21 protein-coding genes, 6 tRNA genes and 1 other RNA gene are annotated in these 23,501 nt (G+C 50.9%); 12 read left to right on the top strand and 16 right to left on the bottom strand.

What is annotated here, in order from left to right; all coding sequences use genetic code 11:
* The first annotated feature begins 9 nt into the window (after nucleotides 1-9).
* Entirely contained in the window at nucleotides 10-936 is a 927-nt protein-coding gene (locus tag ACIPDS_RS18575) for a LysR family transcriptional regulator (protein ID WP_400738939.1), read from the top strand.
* On the opposite strand, the gene ACIPDS_RS18570 is transcribed toward ACIPDS_RS18575, so the two are convergent.
* The 6 genes from ACIPDS_RS18570 to ACIPDS_RS18545 all read right to left on the bottom strand — a co-directional run bounded on the left by ACIPDS_RS18570 (nucleotide 927) and on the right by ACIPDS_RS18545 (nucleotide 2,004).
* Entirely contained in the window at nucleotides 927-1,262 is a 336-nt protein-coding gene (locus ACIPDS_RS18570; RefSeq protein WP_400738936.1) for a FlxA-like family protein, read from the bottom strand. The genes ACIPDS_RS18575 and ACIPDS_RS18570 overlap by 10 nt on opposite strands.
* Nucleotides 1,263-1,449: 187 nt before the next feature.
* A non-coding RNA gene (locus tag ACIPDS_RS18565) (RtT sRNA) lies at nucleotides 1,450-1,575 on the bottom strand.
* Nucleotides 1,576-1,604: 29 nt separating this feature from the next.
* Nucleotides 1,605-1,680 (bottom strand) — tRNA-Lys (locus tag ACIPDS_RS18560).
* A gap of 4 nt (nucleotides 1,681-1,684) precedes the next feature.
* Nucleotides 1,685-1,760 (bottom strand) — tRNA-Val (locus tag ACIPDS_RS18555).
* 46 nt (nucleotides 1,761-1,806) lie between these two features.
* Nucleotides 1,807-1,882: transfer RNA gene (locus ACIPDS_RS18550), tRNA-Val, on the bottom strand.
* Between the two features lie 46 nt (nucleotides 1,883-1,928).
* A tRNA-Val gene (locus ACIPDS_RS18545) sits at nucleotides 1,929-2,004 on the bottom strand.
* A 247-nt stretch (nucleotides 2,005-2,251) separates the two neighbouring features.
* Here ACIPDS_RS18545 and gltX point away from each other — a divergent pair.
* Complete coding sequence (gltX, locus tag ACIPDS_RS18540; protein WP_400738933.1) at nucleotides 2,252-3,667, top strand: glutamate--tRNA ligase; 1,416 nt, start codon at nucleotides 2,252-2,254, stop codon at nucleotides 3,665-3,667.
* Nucleotides 3,668-3,707: 40 nt separating this feature from the next.
* Here gltX and ACIPDS_RS18535 read toward each other — a convergent pair whose 3' ends face one another.
* Together ACIPDS_RS18535 and ACIPDS_RS18530 are read right to left on the bottom strand one after the other, a co-directional pair.
* Entirely contained in the window at nucleotides 3,708-4,109 is a 402-nt protein-coding gene (locus tag ACIPDS_RS18535; protein ID WP_166516065.1) for a YfeC-like transcriptional regulator, read from the bottom strand.
* A 9-nt stretch (nucleotides 4,110-4,118) separates the two neighbouring features.
* Nucleotides 4,119-4,475 (bottom strand): YfeC-like transcriptional regulator, encoded by a 357-nt coding sequence (locus tag ACIPDS_RS18530; RefSeq protein WP_166516066.1) that lies wholly within the window; start codon nucleotides 4,473-4,475, stop codon nucleotides 4,119-4,121.
* A gap of 216 nt (nucleotides 4,476-4,691) precedes the next feature.
* Between ACIPDS_RS18530 and ACIPDS_RS18525 the strand changes: the two genes are divergently transcribed.
* The 3 genes from ACIPDS_RS18525 to ACIPDS_RS18515 all read left to right on the top strand — a co-directional run bounded on the left by ACIPDS_RS18525 (nucleotide 4,692) and on the right by ACIPDS_RS18515 (nucleotide 7,253).
* Nucleotides 4,692-4,767: transfer RNA gene (locus ACIPDS_RS18525), tRNA-Ala, on the top strand.
* A 38-nt stretch (nucleotides 4,768-4,805) separates the two neighbouring features.
* A tRNA-Ala gene (locus tag ACIPDS_RS18520) sits at nucleotides 4,806-4,881 on the top strand.
* 185 nt (nucleotides 4,882-5,066) lie between these two features.
* Entirely contained in the window at nucleotides 5,067-7,253 is a 2,187-nt protein-coding gene (locus ACIPDS_RS18515) for an EAL domain-containing protein (RefSeq protein ID WP_400738929.1), read from the top strand.
* Nucleotides 7,254-7,311: 58 nt separating this feature from the next.
* Here ACIPDS_RS18515 and ACIPDS_RS18510 read toward each other — a convergent pair whose 3' ends face one another.
* Nucleotides 7,312-8,514, bottom strand: a complete 1,203-nt coding sequence (locus tag ACIPDS_RS18510; RefSeq protein WP_166516068.1) for a NupC/NupG family nucleoside CNT transporter — start codon at nucleotides 8,512-8,514, stop codon at nucleotides 7,312-7,314.
* Nucleotides 8,515-8,851: 337 nt separating this feature from the next.
* Between ACIPDS_RS18510 and ACIPDS_RS18505 the strand changes: the two genes are divergently transcribed.
* The gene (locus ACIPDS_RS18505) at nucleotides 8,852-10,087 is read left to right on the top strand and encodes an Mn(2+) uptake NRAMP transporter MntH (protein ID WP_400738926.1); all 1,236 of its coding nucleotides are present in this window, start codon (nucleotides 8,852-8,854) and stop codon (nucleotides 10,085-10,087) included.
* A gap of 95 nt (nucleotides 10,088-10,182) precedes the next feature.
* Here the strand turns inward: ACIPDS_RS18505 and ACIPDS_RS18500 are convergent, their stop codons facing one another.
* Both ACIPDS_RS18500 and mgrA read right to left on the bottom strand, forming a co-directional pair.
* The gene (locus tag ACIPDS_RS18500) at nucleotides 10,183-10,506 is read right to left on the bottom strand and encodes a DUF2502 domain-containing protein (protein WP_400738923.1); all 324 of its coding nucleotides are present in this window, start codon (nucleotides 10,504-10,506) and stop codon (nucleotides 10,183-10,185) included.
* A gap of 125 nt (nucleotides 10,507-10,631) precedes the next feature.
* Nucleotides 10,632-11,630 (bottom strand): L-glyceraldehyde 3-phosphate reductase, encoded by a 999-nt coding sequence (gene mgrA / locus ACIPDS_RS18495; RefSeq protein WP_400738920.1) that lies wholly within the window; start codon nucleotides 11,628-11,630, stop codon nucleotides 10,632-10,634.
* Between the two features lie 171 nt (nucleotides 11,631-11,801).
* Between mgrA and ACIPDS_RS18490 the strand changes: the two genes are divergently transcribed.
* Nucleotides 11,802-13,460, top strand: coding sequence for an alpha-keto acid decarboxylase family protein (locus ACIPDS_RS18490; RefSeq protein ID WP_400739273.1), 1,659 nt, complete (start codon nucleotides 11,802-11,804; stop codon nucleotides 13,458-13,460).
* Here ACIPDS_RS18490 and ACIPDS_RS18485 read toward each other — a convergent pair.
* On the bottom strand, nucleotides 13,457-14,695 hold the full coding sequence (locus ACIPDS_RS18485) for an ion channel protein (protein ID WP_400738917.1): 1,239 nt from the start codon (nucleotides 14,693-14,695) through the stop codon (nucleotides 13,457-13,459). The two genes, ACIPDS_RS18490 and ACIPDS_RS18485, sit on opposite strands and share 4 nt — an antisense overlap.
* A gap of 244 nt (nucleotides 14,696-14,939) precedes the next feature.
* On the opposite strand from ACIPDS_RS18485, the gene glk reads away from it, so the two are divergent.
* Entirely contained in the window at nucleotides 14,940-15,905 is a 966-nt protein-coding gene (gene glk, locus ACIPDS_RS18480) for a glucokinase (RefSeq protein WP_166516073.1), read from the top strand.
* Between the two features lie 47 nt (nucleotides 15,906-15,952).
* Here glk and ACIPDS_RS18475 read toward each other — a convergent pair whose 3' ends face one another.
* The gene (locus ACIPDS_RS18475; RefSeq protein WP_400738913.1) at nucleotides 15,953-16,651 is read right to left on the bottom strand and encodes an RluA family pseudouridine synthase; all 699 of its coding nucleotides are present in this window, start codon (nucleotides 16,649-16,651) and stop codon (nucleotides 15,953-15,955) included.
* A 200-nt stretch (nucleotides 16,652-16,851) separates the two neighbouring features.
* Here ACIPDS_RS18475 and ACIPDS_RS18470 point away from each other — a divergent pair, with 200 nt between their 5' ends.
* The gene (locus ACIPDS_RS18470) at nucleotides 16,852-17,334 is read left to right on the top strand and encodes a cold-shock protein (RefSeq protein ID WP_400738910.1); all 483 of its coding nucleotides are present in this window, start codon (nucleotides 16,852-16,854) and stop codon (nucleotides 17,332-17,334) included.
* A gap of 68 nt (nucleotides 17,335-17,402) precedes the next feature.
* Here ACIPDS_RS18470 and ACIPDS_RS18465 read toward each other — a convergent pair whose 3' ends face one another.
* Both ACIPDS_RS18465 and ACIPDS_RS18460 read right to left on the bottom strand, forming a co-directional pair.
* Nucleotides 17,403-18,140 carry a LytR/AlgR family response regulator transcription factor gene (locus ACIPDS_RS18465; protein WP_400738907.1) on the bottom strand — a complete coding sequence of 246 codons (738 nt, stop codon included), beginning with the start codon at nucleotides 18,138-18,140 and terminating at the stop codon, nucleotides 17,403-17,405.
* A gap of 12 nt (nucleotides 18,141-18,152) precedes the next feature.
* Nucleotides 18,153-19,850: a LytS/YhcK type 5TM receptor domain-containing protein gene (locus ACIPDS_RS18460; protein WP_400738904.1), complete on the bottom strand. Its 1,698-nt coding sequence runs from the start codon at nucleotides 19,848-19,850 to the stop codon at nucleotides 18,153-18,155.
* A gap of 389 nt (nucleotides 19,851-20,239) precedes the next feature.
* On the opposite strand from ACIPDS_RS18460, the gene alaC reads away from it, so the two are divergent.
* A complete protein-coding gene (alaC, locus tag ACIPDS_RS18455; protein ID WP_400738901.1) occupies nucleotides 20,240-21,463 on the top strand; it encodes an alanine transaminase in 1,224 nt (407 codons plus the stop codon).
* Nucleotides 21,464-21,527: 64 nt separating this feature from the next.
* On the opposite strand, the gene ypdK is transcribed toward alaC, so the two are convergent.
* Nucleotides 21,528-21,599 carry a membrane protein YpdK gene (gene ypdK, locus ACIPDS_RS18450; protein WP_100249902.1) on the bottom strand — a complete coding sequence of 24 codons (72 nt, stop codon included), beginning with the start codon at nucleotides 21,597-21,599 and terminating at the stop codon, nucleotides 21,528-21,530.
* 808 nt (nucleotides 21,600-22,407) lie between these two features.
* Here ypdK and ACIPDS_RS18445 point away from each other — a divergent pair.
* Together ACIPDS_RS18445 and ACIPDS_RS18440 are read left to right on the top strand one after the other, a co-directional pair.
* A complete protein-coding gene (locus ACIPDS_RS18445) occupies nucleotides 22,408-23,037 on the top strand; it encodes a helix-turn-helix transcriptional regulator (protein WP_400738898.1) in 630 nt (209 codons plus the stop codon).
* Between the two features lie 130 nt (nucleotides 23,038-23,167).
* On the top strand, nucleotides 23,168-23,500 hold the full coding sequence (locus tag ACIPDS_RS18440) for a hypothetical protein (protein WP_400738895.1): 333 nt from the start codon (nucleotides 23,168-23,170) through the stop codon (nucleotides 23,498-23,500).
* Nucleotide 23,501 lies beyond the last annotated feature (1 nt).

Below are 23,501 nucleotides of genomic sequence, written 5' to 3'. Positions count from 1 at the left end.
ATAAAACAGATGAATTATTCGTTACGGCAGTTAAAGGTATTCGTCACGGTGGCGCAGGCGAAAAGTTTTAGTCGGGCTGGAGAGATCATCGGCCTGAGCCAGTCGGCAGTCAGCCATAGCGTGAAGGAGCTGGAGAACCAAACCGGTGTGCGGCTTTTAGATCGTACGACCCGAGAAGTGGTGCTGACGGAGGCGGGTAAGCAGCTGGCGTTGAGGCTGGAACGTCAGCTTGATGAGCTTCACGGCACATTGCGTGAGGCCGGGCGAATAGGCCAACAGCTTAGCGGTACGGTGCGGGTTGCGGCAAGCCAGACCATCTCGGCGCATCTGATCCCTCAATGTATTGCGCAAAGTAATCGGCGCTACCCGGATATTCGCTTCGTGCTTCATGACCGCCCGCAACAGTGGGTGCTGGAGAGCATCCGGCAAGGCGATGTGGATTTTGGCATTGTGATTGATCCGGGCGTCGTGGGGGATTTGCAGTGTGAGACGGTATTGTCGGAACCGTTTTTTTTACTTTGTCGGAATGACCATCCTTTCGCGGCCTTGCCGAGCGTAGAGTGGCAGGCGCTACAGGGGGCGAGTCTGGTGCTTCAGGATTATGCCTCCGGCAGCCGGATGTTGATTGATGCCGCGCTGCGTCTGCATGATATTGACGCGAATATCGTGCAGGAAATTGGTCATCCGGCGACGCTGTTTCCGATGGTGACCGCAGGGATTGGTATCAGCATTATTCCGGCACTGGCGCTGCCGCTGCCGGAGGGAAGTCCGCTGGTGGTGAAACGGCTGTCGCCGGGCGTCGATCGTCAATTGATGCTGGCCCGGCGTAAAAAACGATCGCTCTCAACGGCGGCCGAGGCGCTGTGGGATGTCGTGCGTGAACAGGGGCAGTGCCTGATGGATGCGCGTTTGCAGGATCCGTTGTATCAGATATAAACGTCAATCTGGTGGGCGTCGCTGGGATGATTAACGCCGGTAACCGCGGATGCTTCCTGTTGCTGCTGGGCTTTTTCGGCCTGTTCATGCTGCAATTGCGCCAACTGCGCTTCCAGCATGGTAATTTGCTGCTGGATCATCTCGGCGCGTTTTTGTTTTTCTTCGGCGCTGCCGCTGCTATCAGCGATTTCTTTGAGCTCCTGGGTGAGTTTGACGATTTGTTGTGTGATGCGGGCTATCTGGGATGCCGTGTCGTTACCGCTCGGAGTGGCGGTGCTGGTGGTGGTTTTCAGTGAGGCAATCGATGGGGCAGTAATGGTGGTCATGATGCACGCCTTATAAAGGGAAATATAAGGAGTATCGGCCAAAAGGGGAGAGACTTGAGCTTTTCCCGGCGGCGCTTCGCTTGGCCGGGCTACGCTGGATAAGGCGTTTACGCCGCCATCCGGCAAAAGAAAGGTATGCACTGAATCGCAGATAGCAAAAAAGCGCCTTTAGGGCGCTTTTTTACATTGGTGGGGCGTGCAGGATGACTCGCTTCGCTCGCCCTTCGGGCCGTCGCCGTAAACGGCTCCGTTGTCTCACTTCGTTCGGCCCGAACCTGCGGCAGGTTCGAATCTTACAAATCGCAGATAGCAAAAAAGCGCCTTTAGGGCGCTTTTTTACATTGGTGGGGCGTGCAGGATTCGAACCTGCGACCAATTGATTAAAAGTCAACTGCTCTACCAACTGAGCTAACGCCCCGAAGTGGTGGGTGATGACGGGATCGAACCGCCGACCCCCTCCTTGTAAGGGAGGTGCTCTCCCAGCTGAGCTAATCACCCACTTCGGTACTTCACATTTTGACAGAAAATCCAGCTGGCGAGAAAGTGGTGGGTGATGACGGGATCGAACCGCCGACCCCCTCCTTGTAAGGGAGGTGCTCTCCCAGCTGAGCTAATCACCCACTTCTCAATTTTCTGTTCTACACGGCGGAGACTACATAAAGTAGTTGGTGGGTGATGACGGGATCGAACCGCCGACCCCCTCCTTGTAAGGGAGGTGCTCTCCCAGCTGAGCTAATCACCCCCGCTGTGTGGAGTCGCATTATAGGGAGAGTTGAAAATGAGTCAACGCATTTTCTAAAGAAATTGTTCGTTCGTCGTAAAAATAATCAATGCGCACGTTAAACGCTCTATTATGTATGAATTATAAGCAAAATCAGCAAAGCATGCGCTGGCGGTGGGAACAACGGAATGGGAGTGATAGAATATTGCCCACTATTATTACTCGTGTTTGCCGGCTGTCGGCATCTTTATAAACGTAAGGCCATTTCATGAAAATCAAAACTCGCTTCGCGCCTAGCCCAACAGGCTATCTGCACGTCGGCGGTGCTCGTACTGCTCTTTACTCCTGGCTTTTTGCACGTCACAACGACGGTGAGTTTGTGCTGCGTATTGAAGACACCGATCTCGAGCGCTCAACCCCAGAAGCCATTGAAGCCATTATGGATGGGATGAATTGGCTGAATCTTGAGTGGGATGAAGGCCCGTACTATCAGACCAAACGTTTTGATCGCTACAACGCGGTTATTGATGAGATGCTGGTCGCAGGCACGGCTTACAAATGCTACTGCTCTAAAGAACGTCTTGACGCTTTGCGTGAAGAGCAAATGGCGAAGGGTGAAAAACCACGTTACGACGGTCGCTGCCGCCATGGTCACGAGCATCATGCTGATGATGAACCGTGCGTTGTGCGTTTCGCTAACCCGCAGGACGGCTCCGTTATTTTTGACGACCAGATCCGTGGGCCAATCGAATTCAGCAACCTTGAACTTGACGATCTGATCATCCGCCGTACCGATGGTTCCCCAACCTATAACTTCTGTGTGGTTGTCGACGACTGGGATATGGAAATTACCCACGTTATCCGTGGTGAAGACCATATCAATAACACGCCGCGTCAGATCAACATCCTGAAAGCGTTGAATGCCCCGGTGCCGGTATATGCGCACGTGTCGATGATCAACGGCGATGACGGTAAAAAACTGTCTAAGCGCCATGGTGCGGTCAGCGTCATGCAGTATCGCGATGATGGTTACCTGCCGGAAGCGCTGCTGAACTATCTGGTCCGTCTGGGCTGGTCCAGCGGCGATCAGGAAATCTTCAGCCGTGAAGAGATGATCAAGCTGTTCTCTCTTGGTGCGGTGAGCAAATCCGCCAGCGCCTTCAACACTGAGAAACTGCAGTGGTTGAACCATCACTATATTAATACTCTGGCGCCAGAGTACGTGGCAACGCACCTGCAATGGCATATTGAGCAGGAAAATATCGATACTCGCGTGGGGCCACAGCTCTCTGAGCTGGTGACTCTGCTGGGCGAGCGCTGCAAAACCTTAAAAGAGATGGCGCAGAGCTGCCGCTATTTCTACGAAGACTTTGCTGAATTCGATGCCGATGCGGCGAAGAAACACCTGCGTCCTGTTGCCCGTCAGCCGCTGGAAGTGGTTCGCGACAAAATTGCTGCGATCACCGAATGGACGGCGGAAAACGTGCATCACGCCATTCAGTCTACCGCTGATGAGCTGGAAGTTGGCATGGGTAAAGTGGGTATGCCACTGCGCGTTGCGGTGACCGGGGCAGGGCAGTCTCCTGCGCTGGACGTAACCGTTCATGCTATCGGTAAATCACGCAGCGTTGAGCGTATTAATAAAGCGCTGGGCTTTATTGCTGAGCGTGAAAGCCAGCAGTAATTTTGCCTTATGTGTAAAAAAGCGGGGAAACCCGCTTTTTTTATGCCTCATTTTCGTCTTCATTGATCCCAAGCCGCGTTAAAAACCCGCTGAGTCCGATCCTTAACAGCAGCCTATTTAACCTCAACTGTTCCACTGGCGTCATATTGCGCAAGATATCGATATTTTGTTGCCAGACCACGTCATCCTCATTCGCACTATAGCTGCGCACAGGCTCTTCCATTCGCGGATATTGATATTCTTCGCGCAATGCCGGTGTATTAGCGAGATAGTCCAGCACATCCTGCGTCATAAAGATCAGCCGCGCCCGCCCACCTTTTATCCCGGGCATCGGTTCGGTGTGCCATTTTTGCTCGCGGATCCAGCGATTAATCGTTTGTCGGGTCATACCCAGACGCTCGGCCAGCTCTTCGGTAGACATCTTTGTCGGGAATTTTTTCATAACGGCTGCTTAACCACGGATCCCTAATCGTTGTAGTACGCCACTGATCCCTTCCCGCAACAGCAATGAGGTGAGTTGTTTCTGCTCGGCTTCGGTCATTTCTTCCCCCATCGTCAGCATTAGCGTCTGGAAGGTAGTGTCATTGCCGTGCGCGACATAAGGCGCGGCATTTTCATATACCCGTTGGGCACTGTGGATAAAGGCCATAACCTGCTCGTTAACGTGAACCACCCGAGCCTTACCGCCCTGAACACCGGGACGTGGCGATGTCGTCCACCCCTCTTTACGCACCCATTTATTGATTGTCTGGCGGCTATACCCTGTCAGTTGGGCAATCTCCTCCGGCGTCATTCGTTCCTTGAGCATACAATTTCCTGAATCGCGGTGTGGGAATTACGAGTGCATGTTATAGCATCGTTTTACACGAAAACGTGACACGGATAACTCATGTTTGCGAGCAGGCACGTAATGTCACGTGTTTGCCTGATTTTTCAGCGATTAGTTTCCTTTAGCGTATTTTGCCGTTGACACTGTGCGAGGGAATTCATATTATGCCGCCCGTCAACACGACAGCTTTACGTTGGGGCTATAGCTCAGCTGGGAGAGCGCCTGCATGGCATGCAGGAGGTCAGCGGTTCGATCCCGCTTAGCTCCACCAAATCCTGTTCCCATCAGGTTTTGGAACGTAAATACTGTGGGGCTATAGCTCAGCTGGGAGAGCGCCTGCATGGCATGCAGGAGGTCAGCGGTTCGATCCCGCTTAGCTCCACCAAAATTCGAAACCCTCGCCAATGGCGGGGGTTTTTTGTATCTGTTAATCGTATAAAAATACAGCAGTTTTATTATAAAAGGCGGTCAGAGATCAGGAATTGTTCGACCAGACTTGCTTCATATAACTAGTGGCAATAATATTTGAACAGTCAATTTAAGTACGATAAAGGATATCGGCTGATACGCATGACTGTGAGACGGAGTAACCCGATTAAGAAATTCCTGCTAGTGCTATTAATGGGACTGGTTGCTATTCCATTCTCCCGATATCTCTCTCCAACCGCTTTTTATGATGGCCATTCTGTGTATCTGGCCTGGCTCCCGCTCGGAGTGATGATTGCACTTGTGATGCTATTTGGGCGTCATGCTATTGTGCCATTGATCATTAGTTTTACCGTCACAAACTATTGGCAACTGCATCTTTCTCCGGCCAACTCATTATTACTGCTGTTTTGTCAGTTGTCGGCGGTATGTCTCTCAAGCCTGGTATTACGATCTCTCCTTGGACGCCGATGGCGACATGGATTAGCTATATATAACATGGGGTTGCGTATATTTTGGTTTGGTTTTGCTACGCCAATTTTAGCCAAGATTATGATGTATTTTGCGGGCGAGCTCACGATCGTTCCTGCCTCAATGTTCAGTTATTTTAATGTAACCTCGGTTATTTATGCGATTGTTGATATCCAGGGGCTGATTTGTTCATCGCTTATTTTCACCAAACTATTTTATTATCCGCTGCGGATGTGCCTGAATAAAAATTATGCGAAGGCATTCTGGCGTAAAAATATTACCTGCTACACGGAAATGAAAAATAAGATTTTCATTATTGGCTGGTTTGCAGGTTTGTTTGGCATGCTCTTTTTCCTGTGTGCGCCTTTTGGTGATGAATACTTTGCCGGGTATCTTGTCCCGATTGTCTTTATATTTTTCTCTTTAGGCATCAGCCAATTAGCCTATCCAATTATCATTCTTTCCTGGACGATAAGCGCTTTTGTGCTGGTGATGTATAACAAAAATTTCCTCCATGGCGTTCAGACCCAATACTCGCTCTCCTTTATCTTATCTGCGCTGATTTCATTCACCGTATGTTTGCTTTATATGCTGCAAATTTATCATCGCAGCCGTCGTTTGAAGCAAAAGTGGCAAGAACAGGCGATGTTAGATCCGTTGACGGGGTTGCCCAACCTGCGCGCGCTGGAGGAGTATCTGGGCAGTGTGCGCAGCGCCAGCATCTGCTGTCTGCACATTGAAAATCTGGATTTTCTCAGCCGCCACTACGGCATGATGATGCGTATCCAGTGTAAGCGCAGTATTACGCTTGCTCTGCAGCCCGTGCTGGGCCGAGAAGAAAAGATCTTCCAGTTACCTGGCAATGAACTGCTGCTGGTCTTAAATGGGCCGGACACCGAGGCCAGACTTACGTTTTTAATCGCGTTTTTGCGCCAGCAGGCTATTCGCTGGAACAATACGGTGTTGAATCTGGAATACGGTATCTCCTGGGGGCCTGTCCGCGCGCAGGACGACAATCTCTATCATACGCTTGGGCAATTGAGCTGGCTTGCGGAGCAGGCCGGAGAGGGCGGTCAAATCCTCAAGCTTGATGACAACGGGCAGGTTGAAGCCTTTGATGAGACCAGTGAACAGGTCGTATTGCTTAATCGTATTAAAAACGCCCTCGAATGCGGCGGTTTTGTTCTGTATGCGCAGCCCATCCGCAAACCGACGGGGGAAGGGTATTATGAAATTCTCAGTCGGCTGGTCGATGGCAACGGCATGGTGATGCCGGATAAATTTATCCCGCTGTTAACCCAGTTCAATCTGAGCAAACGTTTTGACATGCAGGTGCTGGAAAACGTCTTTAGATCGCTAAAAGCGTTCCCGACTCTGCGATTCTCCGTCAATCTTATGCCCTACACGTTGATGCAAGCGGAAAGTGCGACCGAGATTATTGCCCTGTTCCGTCGGTATCGAATCAATGTGAAGCGCATTATCATCGAAATTACCGAAGAGCAGGCCTTCTCAAATTCTGACATCAGCATTAATAACTTACATCAGCTCCGTGAGTTTGGCTGCCAGATAGCGATTGACGACTTTGGCACTGGATACGCCAATTATGAACGTTTAAAACGTCTCGAAGCGGACATCATTAAGATTGATGGTAGCTTCGTGCGTGATGTTCTGACCGAGCCGATGGACGCGATGATAATCCGCTCAATCTGCGAACTGGCAAAAATGCAGAACCTGGAAGTTGTCGCAGAATATGTGGAAACGCCCGAACAGCAGACGTTGCTCACCGAGCTTGGCGTGCACTATATGCAGGGCTATCTGATTGATAAACCTCGACCGCTTAGCGAGATAAGCGACCGATAGATACCTAAAGAAAAAGGGCCTGTAACCGACGTTACAGGCCCTTTTAAATGGAGAGGAATTACAGAACCAGTGCGGCGATAGACGCAGACAGTACGCTGACCAGCGTTGAACCGTAAACCAGCTTCAGGCCGAAGCGAGAAACCACGTTACCTTGCTCTTCGTTCAGGCCTTTAATCGCGCCCGCGATGATACCGATTGAAGAGAAGTTCGCGAAGGAGACCAGGAATACGGAGATGATACCCACTGCGCGAGGAGAGAGCTCGGCGGCCACTTTCTGCAGATCCATCATTGCGACGAATTCGTTAGAAACCAGTTTCGTTGCCATGATGCTACCAACCTGCAACGCTTCGCCAGCAGGTACACCCATAATCCAGGCGACTGGATAGAAGATGTAGCCCAGAATGCCCTGGAAGGAGATGCTGTAACCAAACCAACCGGTTACGGTCGCGAACAGGGCGTTCAGTGCAGCGATCAATGCGATAAAACCGATAAGCATTGCAGCAACGATAATCGCCACTTTGAAACCTGCCAGAATGTACTCGCCCAGCATTTCGAAGAAGCTCTGGCCTTCGTGCAGGTTAGACATCTGGATGTTTTCTTCGCTGGCATCAACGCGGTATGGGTTAATCAGCGACAGCACGATAAAGGTGCTGAACATGTTCAGAACCAGCGCCGCAACGACATATTTCGGCTCCAGCATGGTCATGTATGCGCCGACAATAGACATGGAAACGGTAGACATCGCCGTGGCCGCCATGGTGTACATGCGGTTACGGGACATTTTGCCGAGAATATCTTTATAGGCGATGAAGTTTTCAGACTGGCCCAGGATCAGGGAGCTTACGGCGTTGAAAGACTCCAGTTTGCCCATGCCGTTAATTTTTGACAGCACGGTACCAATCGCGCGGATGACAATCGGCAGAATACGAATATGCTGAAGAATACCGATCAATGCAGAGATGAAGACGATAGGGCACAGGACTTTCAGGAAGAAGAAGGCCAGACCTTTATCGTTCATGCTGCCAAAGACGAAGTTGGTCCCTTCATTGGCAAAGCCGAGAAGTTTTTCGAACATCTCGGAGAAGCCTCTTACGAAACCCAGACCAACATCGGAGTTCAGGAAGAACCATGCCAGCAGTACTTCAATGACAAGCAATTGAATAACATAACGAATGCGAATCTCTTTACGGTTGGTGCTGACCAGCAAGGCCAGAATACCAACCACAACGAGCGCGAGAATAAAATGGAATACGCGATCCATATTTGCTCCAAACATGAGGCGGGTTAAGTTTTCGTGCACATTCTATGTAACATGGTTAAATAAAACGAGATCTGTCTCTCACTATATTCAGAACCTGTGAGCAAACTCTAAATTAGTGATCAAAGATACATTTTTGTGATGTTAAGTAAATGTATGAAAAGTTTCCAAGTTGTACTACTCTGTCCTTAAGCGTATACCAAACCTCCCCAACCTCCAGTCTCGCTATCGTTTCCGGCTATCAGAGCAATCATTATCATCACTCACAAATGAACTTGATAATCATTCTCATTTTGTTAGCATGAAACATAGCAAAGGCTATGTTTTTTTGAGGCAGAGAATGACCAACAGTCGCGTTGAAAATAGTAGTAATCGGACAGCGCGCCGTATGCGGTTGGCGCTGATGGGGCCGGCATTTATTGCCGCAATTGGCTATATCGACCCGGGTAACTTTGCCACCAATATTCAGGCGGGGGCGAGCTTCGGTTATCAGCTCCTATGGGTTGTGGTCTGGGCTAACCTGATGGCGATGCTGATTCAGGTACTGTCCGCCAAGCTTGGGATTGCGACGGGGAAAAACCTCGCCGAGCAAATTCGCGACCACTATCCGCGCCCGCTGGTATGGTTCTACTGGGTGCAGGCGGAAATCATCGCGATGGCCACCGACCTTGCCGAGTTTATTGGCGCGGCGATAGGCTTTAAGCTGATTTTTGGTATCTCGTTGCTGCAAGGGGCAGTGCTCACAGGGATAGCCACCTTCTTGATCCTGATGCTGCAGCGTCGTGGACAAAAACCGTTAGAGAAAGTGATTGGCGGTTTGCTGCTGTTTGTGGCGGCGGCCTATATCGTCGAACTGATTTTCTCCCAGCCCGCGTTAGCACCGCTGGCCAAAGGGATGATTTTACCGTCGCTGCCCAATTCTGAAGCCGTTTTCCTCGCGGCTGGGGTGCTTGGGGCAACCATCATGCCGCATGTTATCTATTTACACTCCTCGCTGACGCAGAATCTGCACGGCGGAAGTGCTAAAGAGCGGTATCACGCGACACGCTGGGATGTGGCTATTGCCATGACGATTGCCGGTTTTGTCAATCTGGCGATGATGGCTACCGCTGCGGCGGCGTTCCACGCCCACGGGCACACCGGGATTGCTGATTTAGATCAGGCGTATCTGACGCTGGAACCTCTGCTGAGCCATGCGGCGGCGACGATCTTCGGCCTTAGCCTGATTGCCGCCGGACTCTCTTCTACGGTTGTCGGTACGCTGGCCGGGCAGGTGGTGATGCAGGGCTTTATTCGCTTCCATATCCCATTATGGTTCCGTCGTGCCATCACCATGTTGCCGTCGTTTGTGGTGATTCTGATGGGTCTGGATCCGACGCGTATTCTGGTGATGAGTCAGGTGCTGTTGAGCTTTGGTATTGCCCTGGCGCTGGTGCCGCTGCTGATTTTCACTAGCGATAGCAAGCTGATGGGGGAATTGGTTAATAAGCGCTGGGTCAAATACATCGGATGGGCGATTGTGGCGATAGTCGTAATGCTGAATGGATGGCTGCTGGTAGGAACACTGTTTGGATAGTGGCAAACCCTACAGTCCGGGCCATGTAGCCCGGACGAGACGTTCACGCCGACTCCGGGGAGACTCGGCGCTACTGTGTTCGCCCATAAAAGAGATTAATGGCGGTGCCCATGACCATGGCCGCGCCCGTGGTCGCGTCCACGACCGCGATGATCGTCGCGATCGCCCCAGCCATCACGGTAGCCTCGTTCATAAGCATTATGCTTATCCCAGCCGCGATGCCAGCCGTTGTCGTGACGTCTCCAGTGTTTATGCCAGTAGTCCCGATCCCGCCAGCGACCGCCGTCCCAGTAGTTACCGTAATTATCACGATCGCCAATTTGTAATTTAATGGATGGCAACAGGGTGATTTCGCCCGCATTGGCGAACATCGGGGCCGATGCCATCAACACTGCTGCCAGTATCAGTGACCTGAACATACTTCTCTCCTATCCGATCGTGGCCCATCAGGCCTGTTAACTCAATATTACAATTTGTTAAACATCGGAATTATTGGGTTAACTCTTAAACCGCCAGGAGAGAGCATTTTTTGCTAAAATAGCTGTTATTTCATGCTATGGAGGATGGCATCTATTTTTGCACATTCTTGCGCGCTAAACTGCCTGTTAGCCAGCATTCCTATCGCATCATCCAACTGTGCCATCTTACTCGCGCCAATCAGCACGGAAGTGACTGCCTGCTGACGCAATACCCACGCCAGCGCCATTTGCGACAGCTTCTGACCGCGATTTTCTGCCAGTGTATTGAGCTTGCGAACGGCGTCAATTTTGGCGTCAGTCAGCTGCTCTGGCTTCAGGAACACGCTGCCGCTGGCGGCACGTGAGTCTGCCGGGATGCCGTGCAGGTAACGGTCGGTAAGCTGCCCACCGGCTAACGGTGAGAAAGCAATACAGCCCACGCCTTTTTGCGCTAGCACATCCAGAAGCCCATTCTCTGCGCCGCGCTCCAGCATTGAATACTTTGGCTGGTGGATAAGGCAGGGCGTACCGAGATCGTTCAGAATATCAATCGCCTGACGCGCAAGTTCCGCCGGATAGTTGGAAAGCCCAACGTACAGCGCTTTACCTTGACGCACGATATGATCCAGCGCGCGCATGGTTTCCAGCAGCGGCGTTTCGGGATCGGGGCGATGATGATAGAAAATATCGACGTACTCGAGGCCCATCCGCTTCAGGCTTTGATCAAGACTTGAGATGAGATATTTGCGCGACCCCCAGTCACCGTATGGGCCATCCCACATGGTGTAGCCCGCTTTACTGGAGATAATCAGCTCGTCGCGATAGGCAAGAAAATCTTCACGCAAAATGCGGCCAAAGTTGCTCTCCGCCGAACCGGGAGGCGGCCCATAGTTGTTGGCTAAATCAAAATGCGTTATCCCAAGGTCGAACGCATGACGCAACAACTGACGACTGTTTTCAATAAGCGTAGCATCGCCAAAATTATGCCACAGCCCTAGCGAAACGGCAGGGAGCTTGAGGCCGCTGTTACCGCAGCGCTGAAACGTCATGCTTTCATAACGCGACGGATTTGCCTGGTAAACCATTGTATCCTCCAGGATATTCAGGGGTGTATACGCTTACACTAACCAATGTCCACACACTCGTACACTCCTCTAATCTGTAAATTTTGCTTTCCAGCAGACTTTTTTGTCATTTCTGGACAGGCTTAACACTTCTTCAATACTCAAAGAAACCAACCACTGGGGAAGTACATGATGACCGCGTCCTATACCGTTGCAGATTATCTCCTTGACCGCCTGGCTGACTGCGGCGCTGACCATCTGTTTGGCGTGCCGGGAGATTACAATCTCCAGTTTCTCGACCATGTCATTGACCACCAAACGATACGTTGGGTCGGCTGTGCAAACGAGCTTAATGCCGCGTACGCCGCGGATGGCTATGCCAGGATTCAGGGCTTTGGCGCACTGTTGACCACCTACGGCGTGGGCGAGTTAAGCGCACTCAATGGCGTTGCCGGAAGCTTCGCTGAACAGGTGCCGGTGCTGCATATCGTTGGCGCACCGTGTACCGGTTCCCAACAGCGGCAGGAGTGCCTGCATCACACGTTGGGCGACGGCAATTTTGACCACTTCCGCCAGATGAGCGCGCCCATCTCCGTGGCGCAGGGAGTCTTAGACGCGCGCAATGCTTGCGACGAAATTGACCGGGTACTGCGTGAAATCAAGCGTACGCACAAACCCGGTTATCTCCTGCTACCCGCCGACGTTTCCGCGCTACCCGTCTCGCGGCCTGTAAACGCTCTCACGCACACGCATCTGCATGATCCTGCCCAGCTTGCCGCTTTCATTGAGGACGCGCGAAGGTTCTTGCAGCCCTGTCGCCGGGTTTCACTGCTGGCGGACGTGCTCGCCTTACGGTTCGGTCTCCAGTCGATATTGAATCAGTGGATGAATGATGTGCCGATCCCGCATGCCACTTTATTAATGGGTAAAGGCCTGTTCGACGAACAACGCGCCGGTTTTGCCGGAACCTACAGCGGCAAGGCAAGCCAGCCTCAGACGCGTGAGGCCATTGAGGACGCTGACGCCATCGTCTGCATCGGCACCTGTTTCACCGATACCACGACGGCGGGCTTTACCCAACAAATCCCCCTTGAGCACTCCATTGAGATCCAACCATTCGCCGCAAGAGTGGCGGGGCGCTGGTTCAGTGGCATTGCGATGCAGGAAGCGGTAAAAGCGCTCATTACGCTAAGTCACGATTTCGCTTCCCAGTGGCAGACCTACCATCAATCGAACGCGGTTTCTCCTGAAGTGGATGAGGGACAACTGACGCAGCACCATTTCTGGCAGACGCTGGAAAAATCGCTCCAGCCGAATGATATTGTGCTGGCAGACCAGGGAACGGCGGCGTTTGGTATTGCCGCGCTCTCCTTACCTTCTTGGGCAAGCTTGATCGTGCAGCCTTTATGGGGATCGATTGGTTTTACACTGCCAGCGGCATTCGGCGCGCAGACTGCCCGACCGGACAGACGCGTGGTGTTAGTGATTGGTGATGGCGCCGCGCAGCTCACCATCCAGGAGCTCGGTTCAATGCTACGTGACGGACAGCGTCCGTTGATTTTGTTGCTCAATAACGAGGGTTACACCGTTGAGCGGGCGATCCACGGGCCGGAACAGCGTTACAACGATATTGGCCGATGGAACTGGACGCAACTGCCGCAGGCGCTGAGTCTGGACGGTGAATTTGAGTGCTGCAAAGTCACCAGCGCATCGCAACTTCACGAGGCGCTGGCGCGTGCCCAGCATGGAGAAAAGCTGACGTTACTGGAAGTCATGCTGCCGAAGATGGATATTCCGCCGCTTCTGAAAGCGGTGACCGATTCACTGGAAGCGCGTAATAGCGGACGCTAACCCTTACGTTTACGCGGCACCATCATGGTTGGTTTCCCCGCCAGCAGCAGCCAGGCGGGGAGCATGACGATACACAGCAGCGGCAGCAACGTTGTATCTGGAACCACCACGGCGGCCATAAACAGGCTAAGCCAGGCATCACGCGTGACGACCAGCACTAATCCCAGAATCGCGCAGGAGACGGTAATCGCTGCCGGAACCGCGTCGACGTGCGCATGTAACATTAAGCCCAGCGCAACGGCGACAAACACCGCCGGGAAAATACGCCCACCGCGAAAACCGCAGGCAGCGGCGACAACCAACGCCGCCAGCTTGCTGATAGCAAACAGCAGATAGTCGTTGGCGCCAAAGTGCTGCCCGGCAGTCAGCCGTTGCATTTCATCAAGCCCTTTAAATAGCGTAATCGGGCCACCGACAATGCCAATGAGTCCCAGCACAAAGCCACCGATACCGAGAATCAGTACCGGGTGCTTTAAACGATGCACCAGCGCATGCAGGTGCGGTAAGCACCAGACGGCAATCATGCCGATTGCAATCGCAAAGATGGCCACCACGGCGCCGCTGAAGATATCGATGATGCGCAGCCCCGCGTAGTGCTCAATCGGTAGTGAGAACTGCGGATGGAAAAAGAGGCCGGTGGTTAACGCACCGGCGGCTGCGGCCAGCAGCGGTGCAAAAAGGCGGTCCCACAGCGGTGAGTCGTTATTCCCGGTGAGCGTCTGGGAAAAAATGAGCGCTGCGGCGACCGGCGTGCCAAACAGCGCGCCGATAGTCCCGGCGGCCGCGAGAATCGTCCAGTCAAGGGAGCTAACGCGCGGGAAAAAGCGCGCGCCTAACGCCACTGCCAGCGCGATATTCACCGACATAATAGGGTGTTCGGGCCCGAGACTGACGCCGCCCGCCAGACCAAGGATCAAAGCCAGAGTTAGCCCGGGCAGATGCGATGGCGGCACCGCCGCGCCAATTAACGGTTCGCTTGCCGGATCGGGCCCGGCGTGGCCTGGGCTAAAGCGGATAACCAGGCCCACTGCGATGCCGGTGAGCGTCAGCATCAGGACAATCCAGAAGGGCGAGGTAAAATCAATACCAAACGTGGCAGGCAGGCTATGCCACAGCAGATGCTGCAACACGGCGGCAATTTTCATCACCACAATCAAAATCAGGCTGGATGCCACGCCTATCAACACCGCGGGGATAGATAGCAGCAACATGGTTCTGGCTCGCGGATGGAGCATTTTTATATCCTTTTGGCTAAATACCTTGGCTACTTTGCATTTTCCTGAATTCCGGTTCAGCGCAAATGGTGCTGAAACGATACGACCAGCGAGATGACTCACTTCGCATGTGTTAAAAAATGCGCAAAAAATGTGATCTGGATCGATAATCCTGGGGTGCTCACGCAAACGTCATTGTTGTTAATGCGCCTTGAATTTACAGTGTGGCAAAGATTTATTCTGACTTTAGCGGAGCCGTAACGGAATGACAAAGTTTGCTTTAGTAGGGGATGTTGGGGGCACCAATGCGCGTCTGGCATTGTGCGATATTGCCAGTGGAGAAATCTCGCAGGCTAAAACCTATTCTGGTCTTGACTACCCGAGCCTGGAAGCTGTCGTTCGCGTCTATCTTGACGAGCATAACGTCACGGTAAAAGACGGCTGTATCGCTATTGCCTGTCCGATTACCGGCGACTGGGTGGCGATGACAAACCACACCTGGGCTTTTTCAATTGCGGAAATGAAGAAAAACCTTGGGTTTGCGCATCTGGAAATCATTAACGATTTCACCGCGGTATCGATGGCTATCCCGATGCTAAAGAAAGAGCATCTGATCCAGTTTGGCGGCACAGAACCAGTCGAAGGCAAACCGATTGCCGTGTATGGCGCGGGCACAGGGCTTGGTGTGGCGCATCTCGTTCACGTTGATAAGCGTTGGGTGAGCTTGCCGGGTGAAGGCGGTCACGTTGACTTTGCGCCCAATAGCGAAGAAGAGGGCATTATCCTCGAAGTGCTGCGCGAAGAGATTGGTCACGTTTCTGCCGAGCGCGTTCTTTCGGGGCCGGGGCTGGTCAATTTGTATCGCGCTATCGTGAAAGCCGATAACCGCCTGCCGGAAAACTACAAACCAAAAGACATTACCGAACGTGCGCTGGCAGACTCCTGCACCGACTGCCGCCGTGCGCTGTCGCTATTTTGTGTGATTCTGGGACGCTTTGGCGGCGACCTGGCCTTAACGCTGGGGACATTCGGCGGCGTCTATATCGCCGGCGGCATTGTTCCACGTTTCCTGGAGTTCTTTAAAGCCTCCGGTTTCCGCGGTGGCTTTGAGGATAAAGGCCGCTTTAAAGACTACGTCCACCCAATCCCCGTCTATTTGATTGTCCACGACAATCCGGGCCTGCTGGGCTCGGGTGCGCACCTGCGTCAGACGCTGGGACAAATCCTGTAATTTCAGCATGCTCCCTTCTGAGCCGCGTTAATCACGCGGCTTTTTTGTTAAAAGGGGCTGTCATGCTGGGCGATGAAGGGTTCGTTGCTAATGGGATGCGTGAAGTGCAGTTCGCTGGCATGAAGCATCAGCCTTGGCGTCAACGCGGCGCCAGGTGCTAATAGCCCGCCATACAAATCGCACCCTAAAATAGGATGGCCCAACTGCTGGCAGTGAATGCGCAGCTGATGAGTACGGCCCGTTTGCGGCGTGAGCTTCACCCGCGTCAACGGCAGCGATATGCCGTCCACAGGCTGACGATAAAAACGCTCGATAACCTCGTAATGAGAACGGGCCGGTTTTCCCTTAATGGGGCAAATCGCCATCAGCGGAAACAGCGCCGGGTCTTTGGCAATGGGCGCATCAATAATCCCTTCATCACTTTCCAGGTGCCCACAGAGCAGCGCGTGATAGACCTTCTCCACGCGACGTTGGCTAAACTGCTGGCACAGCGCGGCGTTAATGGCCTTATTACGCGCCACCACCATCAGCCCGGAAGTGCCGAAATCCAGACGGTGAACCAGCGTGCAGCCGGGGAAAATCGTCACCAGTCGATGATGCACCGAATCCAGGTTTTGCGGATTTTTACCCGACAAGCTCAGCAGCCCCGAGGGCTTATTGATAACCACCAGATGCTCGTCCTGATACACAATTTCGATTTCATCGTGGCACGGTGGGGCTATAAACGTATCGTTGATCGTAGACATCAGGCGGCCTGGCGGAAGAGTGGAGGAGGATCATAACCAATTTTCCATCGGCTGGCGAATCGACGCTTGTCTGGAAGATGTTCCTCGCACAGCTGAAATTTATCGGCCAGACTGAAAGCAAAGACGTAGTTTACGCGGGCGTTGTGTTTTACACTGCGCGCTGCAAAAATTTGAGTTAATAAACGATTAAGTAGGTGGTAATGGCGATGAACGGAACGATCACAACCTGGTTTGAAGATAAAGGTTTTGGCTTTATCAAAGATGAAAACGGTGATAACCGCTATTTTCATGTGATTAAGGTTGCCAACCCTGAACTGATTAAGAAAGATGCGGCGGTCACTTTCGAACCCACCACGAACAATAAAGGGTTATCGGCTTACGCGGTGAAAGTCGTGCCGGAAAGCAAATATATCTACATTGCGGGTGAGCGCATTAAGCTTACGGCAATCAAATCTTATGTGGTTTATAGCGAAGAAGTGCCTGCCGATGCGCGCATTGATAAAGAGAATGCGGTACTTTCTGTTGGCGCGTTAATGAACAGCATCAGACCAAAGTCTGAAGCCAAGCCCGGTGAAATGCGCTCGCTGAAAAAACTGGCGATCACCACATTCCAGGGGACGACGTTAATCTTCTCTGAAGATGAAATAGACATTGAGACCACGGTCAAAATGCTTAAAGTCTAAAACGCTTAACCGTGGCGTCGCCGAAATCCTGTCTCAATGAGCCACAGGATTTCGGCACTATTTCCTGCCTACAGATGCATTATCTGCCTGAACTCTTTCACCTTACTGCGACTTACCGGCACCTGAAATTCCAGATCGCGCAGGCGTAAAATATAGGTGTTATTAAACCACGGCTCAATTTCACGAATTTTATTCAGATTGACGCAATACGATCGGTGGCAGCGGAAAAAGTGGCTGGTGGGGAGCTTGTTACAAAATTCGGTGATGTTCATCGGCATCACGTACGATTCCCGCCGGGTATAAACAAACGTCATCTTTTCATGCGCTTCCGCGTAATAGATGTCGTTTATCGGCGTCACGATAATACGCTCATCTTTGATAAGATTAATAGTGTCGTTTTCACGCGTGGTTCCTGCAGAGGCACCGACGTTGCCTGATTGCAGCTGTTGCCAACTGGATTCCAGCTTTTGCAACATGGTCACAATCCGCGCTTCCTGATAGGGCTTTAAAATGTAGTCGAATGCTTCCAGTTCAAAGGCCTCAACCGCATGTTCCTTCCATGCGGTAATAAACACGATAAAGGGTTTATGGGCGAACTGGCTGATATTCTGCGCCAGCAGTACCCCATCCAGTGACGGGATATTGATGTCGAGGAAAATGGCATCCACTTTGTTGTGTTGTAAAAACTTCAGCACATCCAGACCGTCGTCAAAAGTCCCAACAATCTCCATCTGGCTGTGCTCTTTGATAAGCCAGGTTAGCTCCTGTTGCGCCAGGAATTCATCTTCGACAATGATGACTTTCATGCGTACTCCGGTTTAAGGCAATAAAGTGGCGGCGGTCGGGACAGGCGTGCGCTGGTTCGGGATGTAGAACACAATCTCTGTACCCGGCTCAAGGCGATGAATATGCAGCCCTTCGCCGTAAAGCAATTTGACGCGGTGATGGACGTTCAGCAGACCGATTTTATTGCCCGGCATCTCGTTATTTTTGACGCGTTCAACCACTAATGGGTCGATCCCCGGCCCGGTATCGCGCACGCCAATGCGTACGCGGTTGCCGGACTCGGTCACGCTTATCGTCACCACGCCTTTCCCTTTACTGCGCTGAATGCCATGTACGATGGCATTCTCCACCAACGGTTGGATAAGCAGGCTAGGGATAAGACAATTCACCTCGTCGTCTATATCGTAGATAACGGTTAACTTATCGCCAAATCGCGCCTGTTCAATCGCGATATAGTCTTTAATCTGGTACAGCTCTTTGCGGATATCTATTTGCTCATCGTCTTTTAATTCAATGTTATAGCGCAGATAGCGCGACAGATTGAAAATGAGCTGCCGCGCGGTGTCTGGATTCATACGAATCGATGACGAGATCGCGTTGAGCGCGTTAAACAGGAAATGGGGATTTATTTTACTTTGTAAGGCGCGCAGCTCTGCCTTATTTGCCATTTCGCGCAATTGTTCCGCGCGGGAAACTTCAAGCTGGGTGGAGATAATCTGCGACAAACCGATGGCCATCTCCTGAAGCGAGGAGGTGATCTGGTGAGCGTGGCAGTAATAGATTTTGAGCGTCCCGGTGACCACGCCCGTTTCTGACAATGGGATCACCAGCATGGAGTGAATTTCTGGCGTGCGATAGGCTTCATCGTTGTTTTTAATGATGATTTCACCATTGTTTATCGCCTGTTTGGTGGTTGGGCTGATGTCGGCATCGTTATTTTGATAATTGTCCTCACCCACACCTACGTAGGCCAGCACCCTTTCGGTATTGGTGATGGCCACCGCATCGGCATGAATATCCTGACGAATGATGTCGCAAATCTGCCGAAGCGTATCGCTATTGATTTGACGGAACAGCGGAAGCGTTTTGTTGGCGATATCTAGCGCAAGCTTGGCCTGACGCGCGGCGCTGGCCTCCTTTTCCCCCTCAACGCTTTGGACCAATAGCACGATAAAACCGATACAGACGCTACCTGCAATCATTGGAATACCGATTTTTGAGACGATATCCACCCCCAGGGCAATACTCGGCGCCCAGACGATAACCAGTATCATGGTCAGCGTTTCACACAGCATCCCGCCCAGGATCCCGATTTTCCAGTGCATCTCTTTTGGCACTTTTCGATTAATAAGGCCCGATAAAATCCCGGCGATGATGCTGGTAATAAAGCAGGGAACCGCGGTCACGCTACCGGCATCAATCAGGTAGCGGTGGGTTCCGGCAATGATCCCCACAATACCGCCGACCCACGGGCCAAACAGGATCCCGCCGGACATCACCGCAATCACGCGCACGTTGACCAATGAACCTTCCACCGGTACCCCAGACCAGGTACTGAAAATGGCGAACATGGAGAAAATGACGGTCACCGCCAGCAGCTCTTTTGGCGTATGGGCCGACTTGTGTAGCAGCTCGCGAAAGAGGCGAATACGGATCAGGAAAAAGAGGCAAATTAACATTAATGCGGCTCGGTCATAAACTGCCAGCAGCATATTGAGTATTTCGTGCATGGGGACGCCGGGTGTATTCAGGAAAGTCTTATGATAAGTAACCCAGTGGCAGATGACCAGCAGTACACAGAATAGGGAAATACCCTATTTTTAAAAGGGGATTGATGGCTAAAGGTTTTCAGGGAGGTGAAATGGCGTCGTTTTAGTCATTTCAGCGCTGAATGATGAGAAATTATTGAGGGTAATTTGTTGAGTTAATGTTGTTTTTATCCTGTTAATTGCACTCAGTCAGCGATTCTTGTTGGTCTTTCTTCCTCTTTTTACCACGACATTCTTTTTTTATTTTCCCTCTCGACACAGACAATTTATTCAGGTTACTTTCTAGACATGCCGCATCAGCGGCAGCGTCGCTCGAACGGTTCGGGCGCTCACGTTATCCTGAGGAATTTATGGCTGAATCCAGTCCTGAACGTCGTTTTACGCGTATCGATCGCTTACCTCCCTATGTGTTTAATATCACCGCTGAACTGAAGATGGCTGCGCGTCGACGCGGCGAAGATATCATCGATTTCAGTATGGGGAATCCTGACGGCGCGACACCGCCGCATATCGTGGAAAAATTGTGTACCGTTGCCCAGCGCCCGGACACGCACGGCTACTCGACTTCGCGTGGCATCCCGCGACTGCGCAGGGCAATTTCTCGCTGGTATCAGGAACGCTATGACGTCGACATTGATCCTGAAAGCGAAGCGATTGTGACAATTGGCTCGAAGGAAGGGCTCGCACACCTGATGTTAGCGACGCTCGATCATGGCGATACGGTGCTGGTTCCCAACCCAAGCTACCCGATTCATATTTACGGTGCCGTCATCGCCGGGGCGCAGGTACGCTCTGTGCCGCTGGTGGAGGGCGTCGACTTTTTTGGCGAACTGGAGCGGGCGATTCGCGAAAGTTATCCAAAGCCGAAGATGATGATCTTAGGTTTTCCCTCAAACCCTACCGCCCAGTGCGTTGAGCTGGAATTCTTTGAGAAAGTGGTGGCGCTGGCCAAGCGTTACGACGTGCTGGTGGTGCATGACCTCGCGTATGCCGATATTGTCTACGATGGCTGGAAAGCGCCATCGATAATGCAGGTTCCTGGGGCTCGCGATGTGGCGGTGGAGTTCTTTACCTTGTCAAAAAGCTACAATATGGCGGGTTGGCGTATTGGCTTTATGGTGGGGAATAAAACCTTAGTGAATGCGTTAGCGCGCATTAAAAGTTATCACGATTACGGCACCTTTACGCCGCTTCAGGTTGCGGCGATTGCGGCGCTGGAAGGCGATCAGCAGTGCGTGCGTGATATTGCCGACCAGTATAAGCGTCGCCGTGATGTACTGGTGAAAGGCTTACACGAGGCGGGGTGGATGGTTGAATGTCCGAAGGCATCCATGTACGTCTGGGCAAAAATTCCCGAACAGTATGCCGCAATGGGGTCGCTGGAGTTTGCTAAGAAGATGCTGCAGGAGGCGAAGGTTTGCGTCTCACCGGGTATCGGCTTTGGTGACTATGGCGATACGCATGTCCGATTTGCGCTGATTGAGAATCGTGACCGTATCCGTCAGGCGATTCGCGGGATTAAAGCGATGTTTCGTGCCGATGGCTTGCTGCCATCAGATAAAACCGCGGGCTAATTCTTCATCCTCTTAAAATGCAAACAGGAGCCAAATGGCTCCTGTTTTGTATGCATTAGTATGACTAGATCATCAGGGCAAATGTTCCGGCAAATACGATGACCATAAAGGAAATGCCCATAAAGAAATATTTCACGACTCATCTCTCCGCGTAACTTTTTTACGCACTCATGAACGGTGGTACTGTGAGCTGATAGCAACCGGTGGAAAACAACAAATCCGCGTTTTCACCTCAGGCTATCACCTCATAATGACTGTGCTTTTGTGCTCCAGATGGCGCTAATGTACGCTTAAAAATCAAGGTAGACAAGAGGCATTTTTTTATTAATTTTTAGTTACTTACGAGTGTCGTGATTCGACGACACATTAATTTCAGGCGGTAATAAATTTCATCCCGGCGACGTTAAATCTGGCGTTGATTATTGATAAAGAGCATAGTTCTTTTTGATTAACTGCTTCCCTGTACTCACCTCCGATTGAGGTTTACCACGACAATGCGACCGATGGGCGCATTGCTACGTCAAGACGAACTCAGGGCGATAACAGTCATGTGGCAGGCTCCATTTTTTATTTATGTATGAGCTCTCATTCATTCGTATGATTGTTTTTTATTTTGGTTAAATTTTCTTTACTCATCACGCCATTTTTTCAGACAATTAACTGTTCTGAATTATATTAAATGGAATGATTTTGAGGGAAATCAATAAGCATTATTGATTATTTTATTGCAATTATCTGATTTACATTAGAAATACTCCTGGAATTATCGGGCGGAAGAATTATTTCCCCTCCTGTTATCAGTATTTCCTCATGGTTAAATTTCATTCGATAGTTGAAGGGTAAGAATATTGTTTTATTGGCACTTTAAGATATTTTGCTTTTTAAAATGATATTGACATTATTTTCAGTGAATGAAATTATGAAATATATATAAGGAGGGGACAATGATGTCACTAAATATTGATTACGGAAAAATCAACTGCATGACTTGCCCTTCGAACTGTGAGGTTAAACCTAACGCATCATTACGGATATCCTATTGTCAGGAATATTGTTTTTGTACCTGGCCCAGGGCCAGCGAGTTTTTTTCATTAGGAATAATGGAAGGGATATTAAAACAAAGCTATAACAATATTTATCTTGGGTGTGTATTCGTTGATTTTTCTATTAGTTTTCTTCGGCATTTTACGGATGCACGATGGATAGATTATCTGTTGGAAACAAAGTTAAAAATCATTCTTGTTTGTGATACGCACCTGAAACCACTGGCAAATTATTGGTTTAAGCATTACAGAGATATTTTTCTGGTGATATACCCTGGTGATAAAATCACCAGCGCTTGTGAGAATTTAAAAAAGCGGTTTATTTATCAACGGGATGCTTTCTACAAAGGTGAGGCGTTGTCGGTGCTGGAATTCAATGTCCTAAAGGCATTGATAGCCGGTGAAGATTGCCATCATCTGGCGGAGTCTCTGAATGTCGATATCCGCAGAGTGTATGCCGCAAAGCAACGAGCAGAGAAGAAGATGGGGGCGGATGTGAATATGCTCTTTCGATTATCACATCCGGTCTGACCGGTTTTAAATGACGAGTGTCGTTAACATGCACCACCGACCTATCGTGAGGAGCTTGATTGCTTAAATATTGAAAGTAAAGGCCGCCGATTTCCGTGATGATAATAATATGTAAGGCGCGGAGAATACCATGGAAAAATATACAGATGACTTGTGCTTACTGACAGATACCATTATGAATATTATTTTTTCTGCAGGTGATGAGAGCCAGTGTGATGAGGCTTTTAATGCATTGCACAAGGAAATCTCAGGTCATTATTTTCCAGAGTCAGTGAAAACAAATTGCCTCCAGGCTATTGATATCTGGGGGGCGGCGCAGGCTAGCGTAGATAAGACAGAAAAGCTGCATCAGCAGCGGTCGGCGATTCTTTCCCTATTAACGGCATTCGGGCGTGTGCATGCTTTGATGGCGATAGAGGAATATATCAGGCAAAAAAATACAGAGGTCTTTGGGCTGCGGTAAA

It is taken from the genome of Kluyvera sp. NPDC087067, from assembly GCF_044745165.1.
Lineage (GTDB): Bacteria > Pseudomonadota > Gammaproteobacteria > Enterobacterales > Enterobacteriaceae > Kluyvera.
The sequence above is the reverse complement of the archived record's forward strand: the minus strand, read 5'-3'. Positions and strand labels throughout refer to the sequence as shown.

Bases quoted from the DNA above. Each gene is read 5' to 3' on its own strand.
- ACIPDS_RS18535 (WP_166516065.1), bottom strand. From the start codon at position 4,109: ATGAAAAAATTCCCGACAAAGATGTCTACCGAAGAGCTGGCCGAGCGT.
- ACIPDS_RS18515 (WP_400738929.1), top strand. From the start codon at position 5,067: ATGACTGTGAGACGGAGTAACCCGATTAAGAAATTCCTGCTAGTGCTA.
- ACIPDS_RS18490 (WP_400739273.1), top strand. From the start codon at position 11,802: ATGACCGCGTCCTATACCGTTGCAGATTATCTCCTTGACCGCCTGGCT.
- ACIPDS_RS18500 (WP_400738923.1), bottom strand. From the start codon at position 10,506: ATGTTCAGGTCACTGATACTGGCAGCAGTGTTGATGGCATCGGCCCCG.
- ACIPDS_RS18465 (WP_400738907.1), bottom strand. From the start codon at position 18,140: ATGAAAGTCATCATTGTCGAAGATGAATTCCTGGCGCAACAGGAGCTA.
- ACIPDS_RS18570 (WP_400738936.1), bottom strand. From the start codon at position 1,262: ATGACCACCATTACTGCCCCATCGATTGCCTCACTGAAAACCACCACC.
- ACIPDS_RS18510 (WP_166516068.1), bottom strand. From the start codon at position 8,514: ATGGATCGCGTATTCCATTTTATTCTCGCGCTCGTTGTGGTTGGTATT.
- ACIPDS_RS18475 (WP_400738913.1), bottom strand. From the start codon at position 16,651: ATGTCTACGATCAACGATACGTTTATAGCCCCACCGTGCCACGATGAA.
- ACIPDS_RS18575 (WP_400738939.1), top strand. From the start codon at position 10: ATGAATTATTCGTTACGGCAGTTAAAGGTATTCGTCACGGTGGCGCAG.
- ACIPDS_RS18485 (WP_400738917.1), bottom strand. From the start codon at position 14,695: ATGCTCCATCCGCGAGCCAGAACCATGTTGCTGCTATCTATCCCCGCG.
- glk (WP_166516073.1), top strand. From the start codon at position 14,940: ATGACAAAGTTTGCTTTAGTAGGGGATGTTGGGGGCACCAATGCGCGT.
- mgrA (WP_400738920.1), bottom strand. From the start codon at position 11,630: ATGGTTTACCAGGCAAATCCGTCGCGTTATGAAAGCATGACGTTTCAG.
- ACIPDS_RS18440 (WP_400738895.1), top strand. From the start codon at position 23,168: ATGGAAAAATATACAGATGACTTGTGCTTACTGACAGATACCATTATG.
- ACIPDS_RS18470 (WP_400738910.1), top strand. From the start codon at position 16,852: ATGGCGATGAACGGAACGATCACAACCTGGTTTGAAGATAAAGGTTTT.
- ACIPDS_RS18530 (WP_166516066.1), bottom strand. From the start codon at position 4,475: ATGCTCAAGGAACGAATGACGCCGGAGGAGATTGCCCAACTGACAGGG.
- ACIPDS_RS18445 (WP_400738898.1), top strand. From the start codon at position 22,408: ATGATGTCACTAAATATTGATTACGGAAAAATCAACTGCATGACTTGC.
- ACIPDS_RS18505 (WP_400738926.1), top strand. From the start codon at position 8,852: ATGACCAACAGTCGCGTTGAAAATAGTAGTAATCGGACAGCGCGCCGT.
- ACIPDS_RS18460 (WP_400738904.1), bottom strand. From the start codon at position 19,850: ATGCACGAAATACTCAATATGCTGCTGGCAGTTTATGACCGAGCCGCA.
- gltX (WP_400738933.1), top strand. From the start codon at position 2,252: ATGAAAATCAAAACTCGCTTCGCGCCTAGCCCAACAGGCTATCTGCAC.
- alaC (WP_400738901.1), top strand. From the start codon at position 20,240: ATGGCTGAATCCAGTCCTGAACGTCGTTTTACGCGTATCGATCGCTTA.